At 62.7% G+C, this 15,739-nt stretch carries 11 protein-coding genes; 9 read left to right on the top strand and 2 right to left on the bottom strand.

The window, feature by feature from the left end; all coding sequences use genetic code 11:
* Positions 1-4 precede the first annotated feature (4 nt).
* The 9 genes from WA904_RS13775 to WA904_RS13735 all read left to right on the top strand — a co-directional run bounded on the left by WA904_RS13775 (position 5) and on the right by WA904_RS13735 (position 13,174).
* The gene (locus WA904_RS13775) at positions 5-1,282 is read left to right on the top strand and encodes a dicarboxylate/amino acid:cation symporter (RefSeq protein ID WP_425197692.1); all 1,278 of its coding nucleotides are present in this window, start codon (positions 5-7) and stop codon (positions 1,280-1,282) included.
* Between the two features lie 11 nt (positions 1,283-1,293).
* Positions 1,294-2,010, top strand: coding sequence for an aspartate/glutamate racemase family protein (locus WA904_RS13770; RefSeq protein ID WP_425197691.1), 717 nt, complete (start codon positions 1,294-1,296; stop codon positions 2,008-2,010).
* Positions 1,998-3,482 (top strand): dicarboxylate/amino acid:cation symporter, encoded by a 1,485-nt coding sequence (locus WA904_RS13765; RefSeq protein WP_425197690.1) that lies wholly within the window; start codon positions 1,998-2,000, stop codon positions 3,480-3,482. The genes WA904_RS13770 and WA904_RS13765 overlap by 13 nt, the downstream gene beginning before the upstream one ends.
* A 127-nt stretch (positions 3,483-3,609) precedes the next feature.
* Entirely contained in the window at positions 3,610-3,978 is a 369-nt protein-coding gene (locus WA904_RS13760) for a hypothetical protein (RefSeq protein WP_425197689.1), read from the top strand.
* A gap of 78 nt (positions 3,979-4,056) precedes the next feature.
* A complete protein-coding gene (tssK, locus tag WA904_RS13755; RefSeq protein ID WP_425197688.1) occupies positions 4,057-5,385 on the top strand; it encodes a type VI secretion system baseplate subunit TssK in 1,329 nt (442 codons plus the stop codon).
* Between the two features lie 24 nt (positions 5,386-5,409).
* Positions 5,410-6,168, top strand: coding sequence for a DotU family type IV/VI secretion system protein (locus tag WA904_RS13750; RefSeq protein WP_425197687.1), 759 nt, complete (start codon positions 5,410-5,412; stop codon positions 6,166-6,168).
* Between the two features lie 34 nt (positions 6,169-6,202).
* Complete coding sequence (locus WA904_RS13745) at positions 6,203-10,267, top strand: type VI secretion system protein (RefSeq protein WP_425197686.1); 4,065 nt, start codon at positions 6,203-6,205, stop codon at positions 10,265-10,267.
* Between the two features lie 5 nt (positions 10,268-10,272).
* Positions 10,273-11,409 (top strand): type VI secretion system protein TssA, encoded by a 1,137-nt coding sequence (gene tssA / locus WA904_RS13740; protein WP_425197685.1) that lies wholly within the window; start codon positions 10,273-10,275, stop codon positions 11,407-11,409.
* Between the two features lie 199 nt (positions 11,410-11,608).
* Positions 11,609-13,174 (top strand): hypothetical protein, encoded by a 1,566-nt coding sequence (locus tag WA904_RS13735; protein WP_425197684.1) that lies wholly within the window; start codon positions 11,609-11,611, stop codon positions 13,172-13,174.
* 89 nt (positions 13,175-13,263) lie between these two features.
* Here the strand turns inward: WA904_RS13735 and WA904_RS13730 are convergent, their stop codons facing one another.
* Together WA904_RS13730 and WA904_RS13725 are read right to left on the bottom strand one after the other, a co-directional pair.
* On the bottom strand, positions 13,264-14,577 hold the full coding sequence (locus tag WA904_RS13730; protein ID WP_425197683.1) for a cation:proton antiporter: 1,314 nt from the start codon (positions 14,575-14,577) through the stop codon (positions 13,264-13,266).
* A 134-nt stretch (positions 14,578-14,711) separates the two neighbouring features.
* Positions 14,712-15,739, bottom strand: a 1,028-nt coding sequence (locus WA904_RS13725) for a phospholipase A (RefSeq protein WP_425197682.1), incomplete at its 5' end; no start/stop codon positions are given.

Below are 15,739 nucleotides of genomic sequence, written 5' to 3'. Positions count from 1 at the left end.
TGTGATGATCAACCTCAAAAAACTCTATGCATTTGCGCTCAACCCCTGGGTGGTGGTGGCCAGCCTGTCGGCCGGGTTTGCGCTGGGCATGTACATGCCGGCCGTCGGGCTGAAGCTCGGTTTTGTGGGCGATGTGTATGTCGATCTCCTCAAGATGATTGCCTTGCCCTTCATGGTGTCGGCCGTGATCTTCAGTTTGCAGCGCCTGTTCCGGGAGGGCGGGGCGGGCGGGCTGATGGCTCGCGTGGCAGTCGTGTTCGTCGTGTTCTCCATTGTTGTTGCACTGCTGGGGGCGACTACGTTGCTGGTGATGAAGCCGGGTTCCAACCTGTCAAGCGAAACCATGCAGACCTTCGGCAAGATCGTCGGCAACGATCTCAATTCCAGCGATACGGTCATGAGCCTGGGGGGCGTCGATGCGCCAGTCAAGTCGGTGAGCTTTACCGAAGTGCTGGTCAGCCTCGTGCCGTCGAATATTTTTGCCGCGCTGGCCAGTGGCGACACGCTCAAGGCACTCGTTTTTGCGCTGCTTTTCGGTTTTGCGGTGGGTCAGGTTCCGTCGCGGGTATCCGACGGGCTGACCCAGTCCCTGGAAACCATTTATCACTCGTGCCAGACCCTGATGCGCTGGTTGAACTATCCGCTGCCCATCATTCTTTTTTGCATGAGCGCTGCGCAGATGGCCAAAACCGGCATCGGCCCCCTGCAGGCGATGGCCCAGTTTGTCCTGGCGTTTTTTGTTGCTTCTGTGCTGGCGCTGGTCATCGCGACAATCATTATCTGGAAGCGCTCCAATTCGACGCTGGGCCAGACCCTCAATGCCATGCGAGGCCCCTTTGCACTTGCGCTGGCCACCCGCAGCAGTGCGACATGCATGCCCATCATGATAGAAAGCCTGGCGGATCGCCTGGGTTTTGCGCGTTCAAGGGTCGAGCTGATGGTGCCCCTGAGCGTGTCGCTGCTGCGTATCGGGCCGGTCATCTATTACGTGGCCGCCACGGTGTTCATTGCCCAGCTGTATGGAAAACCGATTGGTCCGACAGAGTTGACCGTCATCCTGTCGGCATCGATACTTGCCGGCTTCGCATCAGCGGGCATGACGGGTTTGCTGACGGTGTCGCTGGTCGGCCTGACATGCAGCTATCTCGGGCTTCCCTTTGAGGCGGCTTTCATCCTGTTCCTGGCGGTGGATCCGATTTGCGACATGCTCAGGACCCTGGTGCTGGTGATTGGCAACAACGCCGCGGTTTCCCTGATCTGCCCCCGGCCCCTGAAGATATAGAGGAGGCCAGGATGTCCCGAATCGGCGTATTTGGAGGAATGGGGCCATCAGCAACGGTCGACTTTCTCGACAAGCTGGTCAAGCTCACCCCTGCGGCGCGCGATCAGGACCACCTGCCGGTCATTGTGGCGAGTTTGCCGCATACCCATGACCGATCCAGCGCCATTCTGGGGCATGGGCGGGATCCGTTGCCGCAGTTGCTGGCCGGCATCGAGATGCTTAATCAGGCCGCCGTTGGCGTCATTGCCATTCCCTGCAATTCATCGCACCACTGGTTTGATGAAATGAGTTCGAGCAGCAAGGCACCTTTGCTGCATATCGCCAAGGCTTGTGTCGAGGCGATTTCTCCCACAGGTGTTTCGCGGGTGGCCATTTTCGCCACACGGGGTGCATTGGCTTCAGGCTTTTACCAGCGGGAACTGCGGTCGCGCGGTATCGACTTCATGCTCCCGGATCCCGAGGCCGGGCAGAAAAGTGTGGACAGTTGCATACGCGAAATCAAGGCCGGCAACCTGGATGCCGGCGGGCAACATCTGACCGAAGCCTGCCGGGAGGCCGCGCGGCAAGGTGCAACCACTGCCATCATGGGCTGCACCGAAATTCCCATTGCCTCCAGGTATGCGGACGTGTCGGGCCTGGGGCTGATCGACAGCTCGCTGGAGCTGGCGCGAGCCAGTGTTGCTTTTGCCCTCGCACGAGGTTGGAACAGGCCGGGATGGGATTCCTGAAGCGCCTGTCGAACAGTCCGCTGGCGCTCCTGCTTTGCGTGATGGGGGGCGCACTGCTGGGCTGGTTTGCGCCCGGCATCGGTGGCGAGGCCTTCATTCTTGGGCAGATCTACCTGGCCTTGGTCAATATGGCTGCGCTTCCGTTGCTGGTTGTGGCCACTTTTTTCGGCCTGCGCCAGACATTGGTCCTGCCGCAGCCTGGAAAACGCACATTGATGATTGTGGGTCTGGCAATAGGCCTGGTGGTGTTGTGTGCAGTGCTGGGGGCAATGTTCGGAATGCTTGCCGGTACCGGTCAGGATCTGAGCTCTGCCAACCGTGAATACCTCGGCGCCCTGGTGCAAAACGCCGGCGGAGATGCCGCAAACGCCGAAATTTCCCTGTATGGTGCCGGAGCTTCTGACGTGACAGCCGCGCCCGATTTGTGGATGGCCGCGGTACCGGATAATTTTTTCCGGGTGCTCGCCGAAGGCCAATCACTGTCCATCCTGCTGTGTGCCATCCTGTTCGGGCTGGCTTTTGCGGCACTGCTCAGGCCGCAAACCAATGCCCTGATGGGTATTTTCGAAGCGATTTACCGTACTCTTGAGTTGATCATTTCCCGCGTCAACGTCTTTATTCCCGTGCTGGCTTTTGGCATGGCGGCCTATTTTGTCGCCAGGACGGATGCCCGGACGCTCCACGCGATGGGCAGTTTTCTGGGCTCTTTCTACCTGTTCGCTTTTCTTCTCTCCGGAGGAGCCATCCTGCTGATCTGGAAGAAGTCAGGGCTTTCTCCGGCCAGTGTGATGTCGGCGCTGAAGGCGCCTGTCCTCATCAGCCTCACTTCAGCCAGCACCACGGCAAGCATTCCCGACACGATAGACGCCATGAGTTCCCGATTGGGGTTCAGCCGGGGCGTTGTCGAGCTGGTGATTCCGGTTGCGTCGGTGTTCATGCGTTCCGGTGCGGCGCTTTATTTCTCGCTGCTGGCAGTGTTTGTGGCCAATATCTATGGGCGCCCCATCACATCGCAGGAGTTCCTGCTGATCTGCGTTGGTGCTTCGCTGGCCGCGTTTGCATCGGCTGGCAACAACAGCCTGGCGGCAGTGGGGTTCGCCGGTGTGGTGCTGTCCCTGTTGAATCTGCCCATAGAAGCGGCGCTGGCACTTTTTCTGGCGATCGATCTTGTCTGTGAAGGCCCGCGCAACCTGCTCACGCTGCTTTTTGCCTGTGTCCTGATCGTGCTGGTTTCCCGCGGACTGCCTTCGGAGCGCGTTGAAACCGCCGCATCGGCGAGCCTGCGGACGCTGGAGCCTGTCCGCTTTGTTTTTTCCCGCGCAAGTGTTGCAATGGCGCTGGCTTGTATCCTGCTGGCGGCGTTATTGATTACGATTGCAGGTATCGGCGTCGGGATGCGAAAGACCGGCGTGGGCCTGCCCCAGCCGTATGCAACGGGGCCCATGGCCGTCGCCGGGAACAGCCCTGTTTAAGAAAATAATGAAATTCCTAAAAATTTGCCTGATCAGTCTTGTCCTGGGGAGCTTGTCGGCCTGCGGCACCATCAGCAGTGTCGCCGGGTTCTTCACGGCGAAAGGAAGCCGCCTGGACTGGAACGGGATGACTGTCATCGCGAGCGAGGGTGCCAACCTGAATACCCCGGTTGCGCTGGATGTGGTGCTGCTTCGGGACGAGGCGACGCTGGGCATGGTGTCGACATTGCCGGCGTCCAAATGGTTCTCATCCCGCGCCGACCTGGCCAAGACCTTTCCCGAAGGGCTGAGCTACCGCAGCATGGAGATCGCGCCCGGGCAGACCCTCAAACTTCCCGCCGACGCCTTCGGGGCGTCCCGCGTCGTTGGCGTCCTGCTTTTTGCGGACTACCTGACGACCGGGGAGCACCGCGTACGGGTCGACCAGATGCAGGGGGAAATACTGGTGCAGCTGGGTGCGCGTTCCTTTTCCGTGTCAGCCCTGAAGACCGAATAAGCCGAGGAGGCCCCATGAAGAAAAACGCCAAGACGCTCCGCATCCCGGAAGGGGTCACGACACATGAGGAGGTTCTCCATGACTAAGTCCTTCCCGGTTGAGGAGCGTATCCAGTGGCATGAGGGCATGCTGCTGTCGCCGCAGCATTTCCAGCAGACATCGGCCCGGCTTGACTCCCTGGTGGCCTGGCACACGCTGCTGGCTGCCCCTTTTTCATGGGGTGTGCGCAGCCTGAAAATCGACATGGGCTTGTTGCCGGCCGGCATTGTCAGGGTCCAGCAGCTGGAAGCCATCATGCCGGACGGCACCTCGGTCAGCTTTTCGGCAGACAACGCCCTGCATGGCGCGCTCGAACTCAAACTGGCCCCGTTTGCCGAAGCGCTGGGCAACGCTCCCCTGGACTTCTACGTGGTGCTGCCGCTGACCAAAAGCATGCGCGACAAAGGCTCGCCCTCGCGATTCCGTTCGGTCGCCATGGGCCAGGTGGAAGACGAGGTGTCGGAGGCATTGCCTGCGGAACTCCCGCGGCTGCTGCCCAACCTCTCCCTGGCTGCAGGCGATGTGCCTTCGGGAATGTATACCTGGCTGCGGCTGGGCACGGTGTTCAAGGACAATGAACTCATCAAGATGGGCGAGACCCTGCCCGCGCTGATCGAAATGCCGAAAGACGGCGCCTTGTGGGAACGGGTGTCTGCCTTCGTCGGCCAATTGCGCGGCAAGGCGGCTTTTGTGGCGAAGCAGACGGCTGTGCCGTCCTCCAAAACCGAGGACAGGCTGGCCTACCTGGAGCAAAGGGAGCGGCTGCGCAACCTGATGACCGGCTTACCGCAAATCGAGGCCATCCTGCGCACACCGAATTTGCACCCTTATCCCCTGTACCTGGCGCTGTGCGCCCTGCTCGGGCCCCTGAGCATGCTCAAGCCCGGTGCTTTGCCGCCCGTACCGCCCGCATACGATCACGCTGACCCGCTGGCGGTGCTCAACCCGGTGCTCGAGGCCCTGCAGGACTCCCTGATGGAAATCAGCCAGGAGTACCGGGAGCACAAGTTCGAATACCGTCACGGGGCGTTTGAAATCAACCTGTTGCCCGAGTGGGTGGACAAGCAGCTGGTGGTGGGCTTGCGCGGGCAGCCCGAAAAAGACCTGATCGCCTGGATGAACGGCGCCATTGTCGGGTCCCAGTCGGCTTATGCATCGCTCAGGGAACGACGCGTGCTCGGTGCCATGCGGTCGCACATTGAAGTAGCCCAGGAGCTCGGCGTGCGGGCCAGCTCGGGGTACACGCTGTTTTCCATTCAGGCCAGCGCCGCCCTGACGCTGGCCAATGAGCCCCTGATCATCAGCAACTCCACGGAAAGTGCGTCTGCGCAACGCCCGCAGGAAATGGTTCTCTTCGTCAAGGGCTGACGCTCCAACAGAAAGCAGCGAACAATGGCACGCCAAACCCGAGACAAACAGGACGACAACCACCTGATCACGCAGTTTCGCTCTTTTTTCGACGAAGTTTCGAAGGCCCAGACCCGCGCGATCGAGATGCGCGAAACCGACCCGGACCTGGCGGCCCAGCATGTCAGCAAACACCTGGAAAACCTCATCGAGCTGCAGACACTGGAGTCCAAGCGTGAGGGCAACCGGTTTGAACTCGAGAGCATTGCCGATGCGCGGTACCTCAAGGCCGCGCTGGCCGATGAAATCCTGCTCAACACGGCCTGGATAGGCCGCGACTGCTGGACCACCCATTTGCTGGAGGCTTCGCTTTTCAGAACCAGTATTGCCGGCGAGCGGATTTTCGAACGCATAGAAGAACTGCTGTCCAGCCGCGAACCGTCCTTGCGCCCTATCGCAAGCCTTTACCTCTCGGCGCTCGCGCTGGGCTTCCAGGGCAAATACCGAGGAGCGGCCGACACGGATCGTTTTGCAGGTTATCGGGAAGAGCTGTTCCAGTTTGTCTATCAGCGCAGGCCCGATCTCTCCGGCCGGGACCGTGTCCTGTCCGACCGCGCCTATGCCAGCACGCTGTCGCATATTGCGCCGAAGAAGATGCAGACCTTGAGTCGCTGGACAGTGGTGTTCCTCCTCGGCGTTGTCGGATTGCTGGCCATCTCTGAAATGTTGTGGCTGTGGCAGTCCTGGCCGGTGCGCCAGGTCCTGCAGACCGGCAGCACGGCAGGGACGGGAGGCAGCCAATGAACGCGCTTTCTCCAATGCGTCCGGGAGGCCGGCAATGCTGAAAGACAACCTGTTCCTGGCGTCTCTGGGCGTCCTGATCGTCCTGGTGCTGGTTGTTCTCGGCCTGGTGCTGTATTTCGCCGTGCGCCGCTCGGCCGCCAAGCCTGGCAGCGATCCCAAGATCGTCAAGCTCAGGTTTGACTCGCTTCGCAATTCATTCCGGCAGGCGGTTGAACTGATCGAGGGCAATATTGCTTCCCGGAGCGAGCGCTACAGCATTCCCTGGGTGCTGGTACTCAATGAAGGCCTGGACAACCGGCAGTTGCCCATTGAACAGTCGGGCGTGGCCAGTGCGCTCAGCTCCGAGGCCGCTTCCACCGCCGCAACCCAGGGCATCGCCTGGCACTTCTTTGACAAGGGCATTGTCATTGACATGCAGGGCGCCTACCTGGGCTCCCCCGACGATGAAGATGCCACGGAAAAGCCGTGGGACGAGTTCCTCGGCCTGTGCCGCAAATACCGTCCCCAGCGGCCCTTTGACTCCGTGGTCATCACTGTGCCGGCTGCCTTGCTGCTGGACAACAATCCCGATGCCCTGCTGGAGCTCGGCAAGCTGGCCCGGCTCGCGCACCGCCGGCTCTGGCTGGCGCAAAACCGCTTTGCCATGCGGTTTGCCGTTTACGTGGTGGTCTCCGGGTGCGACCAGATCGAAGGTTTCTCCCCTTTCGCAAGAGCCCTGCCCGAGCCCATGCGCGCTGGCATTCTCGGCTGGTCATCGCCTTACGATTTGTCCACCACCTACCAGGACGGCTGGGTTGCCGAGGCGCTCGACAGCGTTGTGAAAACGGTGTCCGATACTTCGGCTGAACTCTTTGCGCTCGATTCGGTCAGTGCGGAAACAGGCAAATTTTTCCTGCTTCCGTCCCGGATCGATGCGGTTCGGGCGCAACTGCAGGTTTATGTGGACGAACTCATGCGGCCCAGTGCCTACCATGAGCCGTTTTTCTTTCGCGGCATTTACCTGACCGGCGACAGCAGCGAATCGGCGCAAAAGGCCGGCGCACTTGATGTCACAGCGGCGCTGAATGGTGAACCCCGGGAAGAGCAGGCCGACCTGGTGTCGCAGCTGATGCGCGAACCGGCTTTCCTGCGGGATCTTTTCGAGAAAAAAATCTTCATGGAGTACGGCGTGGCCAGGCCGTCCCGCCAGCAGTTGACGCGGCCGGTGCTGAGCCGCGCCGCGCGCTGGGCTGCGCTGGTGGTGCTGGGGGGCTGGAGTGTGGGTCTGCTGGTGGCCACGGTGCAACTGAGCAAACGCAACCCTGAACTGGCCAGGGCCCTGTCGCAAATCGAGACCGACGCCAACTACCGAGCCCGGGCCAGCGAGCGTGGCGAACCTATCGCCTCGGACTGGTACCGGGTGAAAACGCTTTCCCTGCTTGCCGCCATCGAGAAGCTCGGAACCGACAAGGCCTGGACGTTTTTCATGCCCGGCTCGTGGGAGGTTTTCGACAACCTGGATGAACGTGTGGCCGCGCGCATAGAGCGCGAGTTCGGCGAAATTGCCATCAACACCCTGCGGCGCGAACTGTATGCGCGGGCTGCCGACCTGACCGGCGTATCCCAGGATGCCAGTACCTCGGAACTCATCATTGGTGGCGAGTGCGCCGCACCCACAGGATTCGCCGCGATTGCAGGTACGCCGCACAAGTTCAGCCTGGCGGTCGAGGACTTGCCGGAGTTCTCTGCCATGTTGCAATACCTGACAGCCGTCGAGCGGCTAGACCAGGCGATTGTGGCCATGGTTCGCCTGCAAAAGCCCAACCAGAACGAGGCCAACGACCTCAGGTTGCTGGTCAAGTACACCCTGGGCGCCGAATTGCCGGGCAACATGTCGCAGAGCATCCGCTTCTTCAGGGGCAGCGATATTCCCGGGAGCATCTCGCCGGCTGCCATCAGCGTGATGCATATCCAGCAGGCGGTGCGCTGTTCGCTGGACAGGGGAATGAATGCCCTGGACAGGCGCCTGTTCGTCAACAACGACCTGCTGGTCTCCGAACGGCAGCTCACGGCGCAGGGTGCGCGGCTGTTCGCCACCGATGCACGTATCGGCGGCTACACCCAGACCGTGGGCGGCTACAAGGAAATCCTGAGAGGGATCAAGGAGCAGGAGGGTTTGCTGGCCACCGGCAAAGGCGGCTGGATGAGACTGCCCGGCCTGAACCTGGGTTCAGCCTATGACGCTGCCCTGATGCGTATCACCCAGTCCAGGCGCCTGCTCGGGCCGGAAGCTTCGGATCAGGTGCGCCAGCATGCTGTCACCGAATTCCAGAAATTCAGGGCCGAGTTTGAAGCACTCCTCGGAGCCGAAGGGCAGGCCGGTGTTGTCTGGCAGGAAAAAGACGCGCGTTTTGCGCTGTCCGCCGACAGGCTCGCCCTGCGCGATGCACTCACAGCGCTGCTGGCGCAGCCTTTCATGACACCGCCCAGCGACCGCGAGATTCCCGAGATCGTGGCGCAGAGCATTTTGGTATGGGACAGCACCAGGCTGGACCAGGCCCTGGCGCTCAGTGAAGCGCACAAGCGCTTCATGGGCGAAAGCCTGGTCAAGTTCCCGCCTGCAACCCGCCACAGCGTTGCGGCCTTCGTCAACTTCCAGTTTGCACGCCTGGTCGGCGACCATGCGGTTGAAGCCCTGTCGATCAGCAGCAGGACCGATCCCGGTGCGGTGGCCGATGCCATGGCGTTCGATGCATCGCGAAGCCGCCTGGTCAAGGTCCAGGGACTGCTCACGGAACTTGGCGCCAAAGGCAAGGCGGACAATTTGCGCAGCCTGATTTCGCAGGATGCCGTGGCGCGCCTGCGGCAGGTCGATGACAGCCTGACCCAGTCCGACCTGTATGCCATCCGGGGCCGGGACTTCAGCTATTGGCTGGGTGACCGTGGTCCGCTGCTGCAGGCCTTCGGTGTGCCGGACGGCCCCAGCCTGCTGCAGACCCTGGCGCTGCAGTTCAGCCGTGCGGAAACACTGGGCCGGCAATCTGAAATCTATCTGGCCTCGCTCGACAGTGCGGCGGCCGAGTCGCAGCTGGCGCGGCGCTGGCAGGCCATCAACCGGGAGCTGGAACGTTACCGCCTGAAAAACCCGAACAGCAGCCTGGTCGTCTATGAGCAGTTCCTTGTCACCACCGGAACCGACCTCGACAGGGCGAACTGCTCTGAAAAACTGGCCGGCAAGGCGCCGGGCGGAAGGCCGGCCGATTATTTCGCCGAAAAACACCTGCAGGTCTACAGTGCCCTGCTCAAGCGCTGCAATGAATTGCGTTTCGGCGAGCAGCAGGAGCAGTGGGCGGTTTTCTCAGGCAATTTCAACCGCCTGCTGGCGGGTCGCCAACCCTTTGCAGTGCCTGGCGCCAAGGATGCGCCGGATGCGGACTTCGATGACGTTGGCCAGATCCTGAAAAACTCGGAGCGCCTGTCCCGCACCCTGAAGGAAACATCTGCCGCAAGCCGCAGTTCTCCCGGGCAGCCAGCCCGGCGCTTTGCCGATCAGTTCGACCGTGTCAGGGCCTTCATGGCCCCGCTGTACCCGGTGGAAGAAGGAGCGGTCGCGGGCTATGACATGGCGGTGGAATTCAGGACCAACCAGTCGGCGGAAATCGAAGGCAGCAAGGTGATCGACTGGACCCTGGAGGTTGGCTCGCAAACACTCAAGCTGCGTGATGCACCGCGTCCGCTGCGTTGGGAGCCGGGTACGCCGATCACCCTGACCTTGCGGCTTGCCAAAGACTCTCCGGTGAACGCCGTCAATGATCCCCAGCAACCCCACATGTCTGCCGATGGAAAAACGGTTTCTTACCGGTTCACGGATGCCTGGTCCCTGGTGCGCATGATCCAGCGCCAGCGCGAGCCCGATGCAGCGGGCCGGGCCGATGGCCGCACGCAACTGCTGCGCATGGAGTTCCCGCTCAGCTTCACGCCGGATAACCCGAGGACGGCTCCCCAGGAGGTTCGCGCCAGGGTCTACCTGCGGCTGGCCCTGTCTCCGGTCGGCAAGCGCACCCCGGTATTCTGGCCGGGCGTGTTTCCGACCCGGGCCCCCGAATTTGGCGGGCAGTAAGACACATGGCCCACCATTCATCTGCAGGCTTTCAGCCTGATATCGAAGCCCTGCTGGCACCTGTTTCCGGGGCAGACCCGGCCGGGCCGTCCATGCGGTATGACCCGCTTTACCTCGGCATCCGGCAGGCCCGTGAGGAAGACGATCCCAGCCTGCCCATGGGCGAGTGGGAGCGGCCCCTCAAAAAAGCCGACTGGAAGGCCGTCTCGGCCAGGTGCATCGAGCTGCTGGGCAGCCGGTCCAAGGATTTCCAGGTGGCCGCCTGGCTGTGCGAGTCCTGGACACGCCAGCATCAGCTTGAAGGCTTCAATGCTTCGGTGGACCTGCTGACGGGGCTGGTCGAACGTTTCTGGGACACGGCCCATCCGCTGATCGAAGACGGTGACGACGACGCCCGCGCTGCACCGTTTATCTGGATCAATGAAAACATGCCGCTGGTCCTGAAGCTGCATATCACCCTGCTCCAGCTGCCTGACCGCATGCCTTCAGCGGTCAGTCTGGCAGATTGGGACCAGGCCCTGATTACTGATCATCAAAAGGGTGATGCGAAAAAATCGTCAGGCGCCAATGTGCAGACGCGCGACGAGCTGAGCGCCGCCGCCAGCGGGAGCAACCTGCTGTCCCTGATAGCCATCAGGGAGCAGGTTCAGGCTGCCATCGGGAAATGGGATGCCCTGACAGGATTGCTCGACGAAAGAATGAGCGCCAATCCGCCCAGTGTGGCGCGTGTCGGCGAAATGTTGCGGCGCCTTGGGCGGGCCGCGGACAGCCTGATCGACGGGCGCGACCCGCGGCCGCAAACGGCAGCGCCGCCGGCTCAGGACGAAGGAATACCTCCCCCCCTCAACCAGGACGACATCATGGCTGCTGCAACTCCGAACACCGACGCCGTTCCCGCTGCGCACGAAGCGCTGCTGCGTTCCGGCTCCATTTCAAGCCGCGAGGATGCCTACCGCATGCTCGAGGCGGTCGCAGCTTTTCTGGAAAAAACCGAGCCGCACAGTCCAACCCCTTACCTGGTCAAGCGAGCCGTCTCTTGGGGGCGGATGTCGCTGGCTGACCTGATGCAGGAAGTGGTGCGCGAAGAGGGTGATATTGCACGGTACTTTTCGCTGCTCGGCATCAAGGAGTCGCGCGAATAAAGTGAATCGGGCGCAGGGAGCCTGCGCTGGCAGGTAGGGATGCGATTTGTATAAAACGTCCCTGGTTGAGCCGCGCCGCGCTCAGCCTGGATAAATTTCAGTCGTTCGGTGAAGCATCCCATGGCGGGATGGTTTTGAACCGGGGCGGCCAGAAGGGGAAACCGGACATATGGCAACAATTCCTTGGCATGAAACATGGATGCGGGACACCTACTCGTGGTCTGACGCGCGCAGTGAAAAACTCAAGGCGGTCGACCTCGCGATATTCATCTACGACAGCGACAAGTCGGAGGAGTCGCGGCTGAGAATCAAGCAGGCATTGGATGACTACCGGTTCGACCACAGCCGCCGCGGCAAGGACTGGACCAAGAGTGTGCGCAACAAGAAAGGCGCCTTGACCAACCTGCACCGGGCCGTCAACAACGTGGACCAGCGACGGCTTACCGAGGCCGACCTGCTGGCGATGCGCGAAATGGTGACGCTGCAGCAGCACGCCCTGAAGGAGATGTTCGCCGGCAAAGAGCTGAGCCTCAAAAGTTTCAACAAGAAAAAACACGCGAGCGAAATCAAGACCCTGCTCTCCAAAACGCAGGGCGCAGCCGCCAATATCCGCGACATCAACGTGACCCGGTCCGGCACCCGGACCGCGCAGGGAGTCAATGCCGTGGCCGGAACGGCCATCACGCAAAAGTTCGACGAGATGGTCAAGGCGGTTTGCGGCGCCCTGGACCCCGCCATGATCATGCGCGAGCTGGGTCTGGGAAGCGTCGCCGACTTTGCCAAGAGCATGGCTCCTGCGCTGGGCATCATTGCATCGGCGAGCGACACGGCGGTGGGTGTGGGCAAGATCGTGTACGGCAAGTGGAAGGCCGCGCAAATGCATGAAGTCGGCACCTATGCCATTGCGGCGGGCGACCCGCTGGCCGCTTTCCAGGCGCTCGAGGTGCTGATTGATCGGGAGATCAACTCCACCATCGCAACCACCGCGATTGCGGGTGCCGCCTTCACTGCCAAGACCCTGTGCAGCGCGCTGGACCTGGGCGCGGCCAGCGGCCCGGCGATCGGACTTGCCGAAACCATTGCCAAGGCGATCCAGCACATTGTCGAGTTTGTGCGGGATTGTGAAGAGGTGCAAATGGCCAACCGGTTGCTCACCCAGGGCACGCTGGACCTGAGCCTGTTCCGCAGCTGCCCGCTGCTGGGCTGCTACTACGTGGCCGTGCAGGATCACAGCACCCTCATCAACATGGCTGTCGCCGACTTCGGCACGCCCAACTTTGTGGTGGATGCAGACCGCCTGGTCGCCGCTGTCAAACCCGTGATCGCCAAGGCCGGCCAGTTTGTCCGGAGTTCCCGGTTTGAAATTGAAGGCATGCAAAACCACAAGGGCATCAAGCTGGCTGCCTGGGAAAAAATGAGCACCAGCGAAAAAGCCAGCAACCTCAAGCAGCATGTGACGGACGGCATGATCGACATGGTCACCACGGACAGCTCGAAGACGCCGCTGCCGCAGGTGGACCGCTCGCGCATTGTGGGTTTTGGCAGCGACAACCCGCCGCCGCCCACCTTGCTGCGTTCGGGCGGGCGTGTGGTGCCGCCGCCCCTGCCGCCCCGTCCGGCTGCACCTTTGCCGGCACGGGCAGCTCCTCCCTTGCCACCCCGTCCTGTGAAGCCGGCGGCCCTCGCCGCGGCGCAACGGATGGGTGTGGCCCTGCCGGAATTTTCGGCAGCGAGCAGGGCAGCGCTCCCACAGCGTATCGAATGATAAAAAAGGCCGCCAGCCCTTTTCTGGTGGGCGCAAGCAGCTATTGAAACTGTAGCAATCGCGGCATACCTGTGCACCGCTACGCCGGCTCAGGCCGGCGGGTCTGAAGGCCCGGCCGGCTTGTGCTTGTCCGGTTTGCGCCGTTCATAACGCTGCATCAGGGGCGTGACCGACACCCCGTGCGCCACCACGGATGCCACCACCACCGCCAGCGTGATCGACAGCAGCCGGCCGGCCAGCGCCGGCTCGAGGTCGTGCGTGATGGCATACATCAGGTAATAGATGGACCCGATACCGCGGATGCCGAACCAGGCGATCAGTCGGCGCTGGGGCCGCTCGACCCGCGTGCCGTACAGGCCCAGATAGACCGCCAGCGGGCGGATGACCAGAAACAGGGCCGGGATGAACCACAACACCTCCGTGCGGAAAGCGACCACCCAGAGCAGTGAGCCCACCACCAGGACCACGCCGACTTCCGCAAACCGTTCGAGCTGGGCATTGAAACGCCCCACGGCGTGCATCATGTGGGCCGGCGCCTCGGCTGCTGCGGCCTGGTCGTCCGCCGTCGTGTGGGCAGGCGCCGGCAGGTCGCCGATCCGGCGCAGCGCCAGCCCTGCGGCAAAGACCGCCAGAAAGCCGTAGGCATGGCACAGGACGGCCAACCCATACGCCAGGGCAATCAGCCCCAGCGCCATGAACTCGTCCGTTCCCAGGGCCTCGCGGTGATGGGTCCGCAGGTAGAGGATGGCCCGGCCGGTCAGCGTGCCCAGCAGATAGCCGATGGCCACACCGCCGGTGACCGCCCACAGCACGTCGACAGCCCACCAGCGCCAGCCACCGGTGCCCAGGCCGTGCAGCGACAGCAGGCCCAGGCCCAGCATCACAAAAGGAAACGCGGTGCCGTCGTTCAGCCCGCCTTCGCCAGTCAGCCCGAAGCGCAGGCGGTCCCGGTCACCCGGATCGGAGACCTGCACGTCAGAGGCCAGCACCGGGTCGGTCGGCGCCAGAATCGCGCCCAGCAGCACGGCGGCCCCCAGCGGCAGGCCCATCCCCCAGATGCCCAGCGCCGTCACCGCGGCCACCGTCAACACCATGGAGACCGAGGCCAGTTGCACCGGAATACGCCAGCGCCTGTCGTTCAGCGGCAACTCCAGCTTCAGGCCCGCGGTAAACAGCGAGATCAGCAAGGCAATTTCGGTCAGGCGTTCGAGCACGCCGGCGTCGCTGATCGGGTCCAGCACCAGCAGGCCCAGCCCCGCCGGGCCTATGCCCACGCCCACCGCCAGGTACAACATGGCCGCACTCAGCGGCAGGCGGGAAATGAAGGAGCTGCTCATCGTCATGACGATGAGCAGGACGCCGACCACGACGAAACCCAGCGTGAAATTCAGGCCGTCATTCATCGGGTCTTGCAGGGGTGGCACCGGTTCATGGAGTCACTTCAGGCAGGTGAAACCAGGGTTGGCCGCACGCGCCCAGTATGAGCCAGGCCCCTCAGCGGGCTTGCAGGGCGGCTTCCCGCCCACGTGTCAGCCGGTTACCAGCCGACCAGGCTCAGGCCCACGCTGAGCACGTTGCGGCGGCGGTTGTAGTCGATCAGGCTGTCGCCGTAGCCGCTGAACAGCTGGACGTGGTAACGCAGGCTGGCGCTGTCGGCAATCGAGGTGGAGGTCTTCATCCATTCCAGCCGGGCCGAGCCGCGTGCCTCGGAGCGCAGGGAGTGGCGCAGGGTCAGGCCCAGGCTGTGCACGCGGTTGATCTGCCAGAAGCCGGTCAGCTCGGCCCGGCCAATGAAGTCGGCGATGTCGGGGTTGTCGTCGTTGCCTGAGGACTCCTTCAGGCGCTGCCAGACGCGCCCCTGGAGTTCGAGCCGGCTGTCGCCGCCCAGTTCCTTTTCGGCGGCGCCCATCAGGTAGACCCGGTTCCAGCTGCGCGAGAGCGGCAGGCTCTGCCCGTTCGACTGGTGGTTCAGGGCCAGGCCGCTCAGGCGGTATTTCCAGCCGCCGGGCAGGTCGATCTGGTGCGGGTAGATGTAGATCAGCTCGGGCTCGTGGTCGGTGGCGCGGAAGGGGCGCGAAACCGCGCCGTTGAAGAGCTGCCAGTAACTTTGCTGGGTGTAGCCCAGCCACAGCGAATCGCTGCCGGCATCGTCACCGCTGCCCGAGGCCAGCAGGCCCTTGGCGATTTTTGTGCGTACCGATATCTGGAGCTTGGTCTCGTTGCGCCGGTAGTTGAAGGGCGTGGTCACCGTGTGGCCGGCCGCCGGCGAGGATGGCTGGTTGTTGACGCTGTCCGAGCCCGACCACATCAGGCTGATGGGCCGGTAGCCGCGCAGGCCGAAGGTGTCGCAGTCCGTGCCGCGCTGCAGCTCCCAGAAGCGCGACAGCTCGGAGTAATTGGTGTTCCGGCAACCGATTTTCTTGCCATCGGCCGCTTCGGTGGCCATGGCGGGCAGCAGCAGGATGGGGGTGGCCGGCTGGCCGGTTTGCGGGTTGGCGGGGGCCGTCGCCGTGTCCGGCGGCGGTGCGCCGGCAGGCAGCTGCGATTCTGCCCAGCTCTTGAAGC

It is taken from the genome of Polaromonas sp. (genome assembly GCF_049790275.1).
In the GTDB taxonomy this organism is placed as follows: domain Bacteria; phylum Pseudomonadota; class Gammaproteobacteria; order Burkholderiales; family Burkholderiaceae_C; genus Polaromonas.
Note: the sequence above shows the minus strand (reverse complement) of the source record. Positions and strands in the feature narration are given on the sequence as shown.

Bases quoted from the DNA above. Each gene is read 5' to 3' on its own strand.
- tssA (WP_425197685.1), top strand. From the start codon at position 10,273: ATGGCCCACCATTCATCTGCAGGCTTTCAGCCTGATATCGAAGCCCTG.
- WA904_RS13735 (WP_425197684.1), top strand. From the start codon at position 11,609: ATGCGGGACACCTACTCGTGGTCTGACGCGCGCAGTGAAAAACTCAAG.
- WA904_RS13765 (WP_425197690.1), top strand. From the start codon at position 1,998: ATGGGATTCCTGAAGCGCCTGTCGAACAGTCCGCTGGCGCTCCTGCTT.
- WA904_RS13770 (WP_425197691.1), top strand. From the start codon at position 1,294: ATGTCCCGAATCGGCGTATTTGGAGGAATGGGGCCATCAGCAACGGTC.
- WA904_RS13750 (WP_425197687.1), top strand. From the start codon at position 5,410: ATGGCACGCCAAACCCGAGACAAACAGGACGACAACCACCTGATCACG.
- WA904_RS13760 (WP_425197689.1), top strand. From the start codon at position 3,610: ATGACTGTCATCGCGAGCGAGGGTGCCAACCTGAATACCCCGGTTGCG.
- WA904_RS13775 (WP_425197692.1), top strand. From the start codon at position 5: ATGATCAACCTCAAAAAACTCTATGCATTTGCGCTCAACCCCTGGGTG.
- WA904_RS13745 (WP_425197686.1), top strand. From the start codon at position 6,203: ATGCTGAAAGACAACCTGTTCCTGGCGTCTCTGGGCGTCCTGATCGTC.
- WA904_RS13730 (WP_425197683.1), bottom strand. From the start codon at position 14,577: ATGAATGACGGCCTGAATTTCACGCTGGGTTTCGTCGTGGTCGGCGTC.
- tssK (WP_425197688.1), top strand. From the start codon at position 4,057: ATGACTAAGTCCTTCCCGGTTGAGGAGCGTATCCAGTGGCATGAGGGC.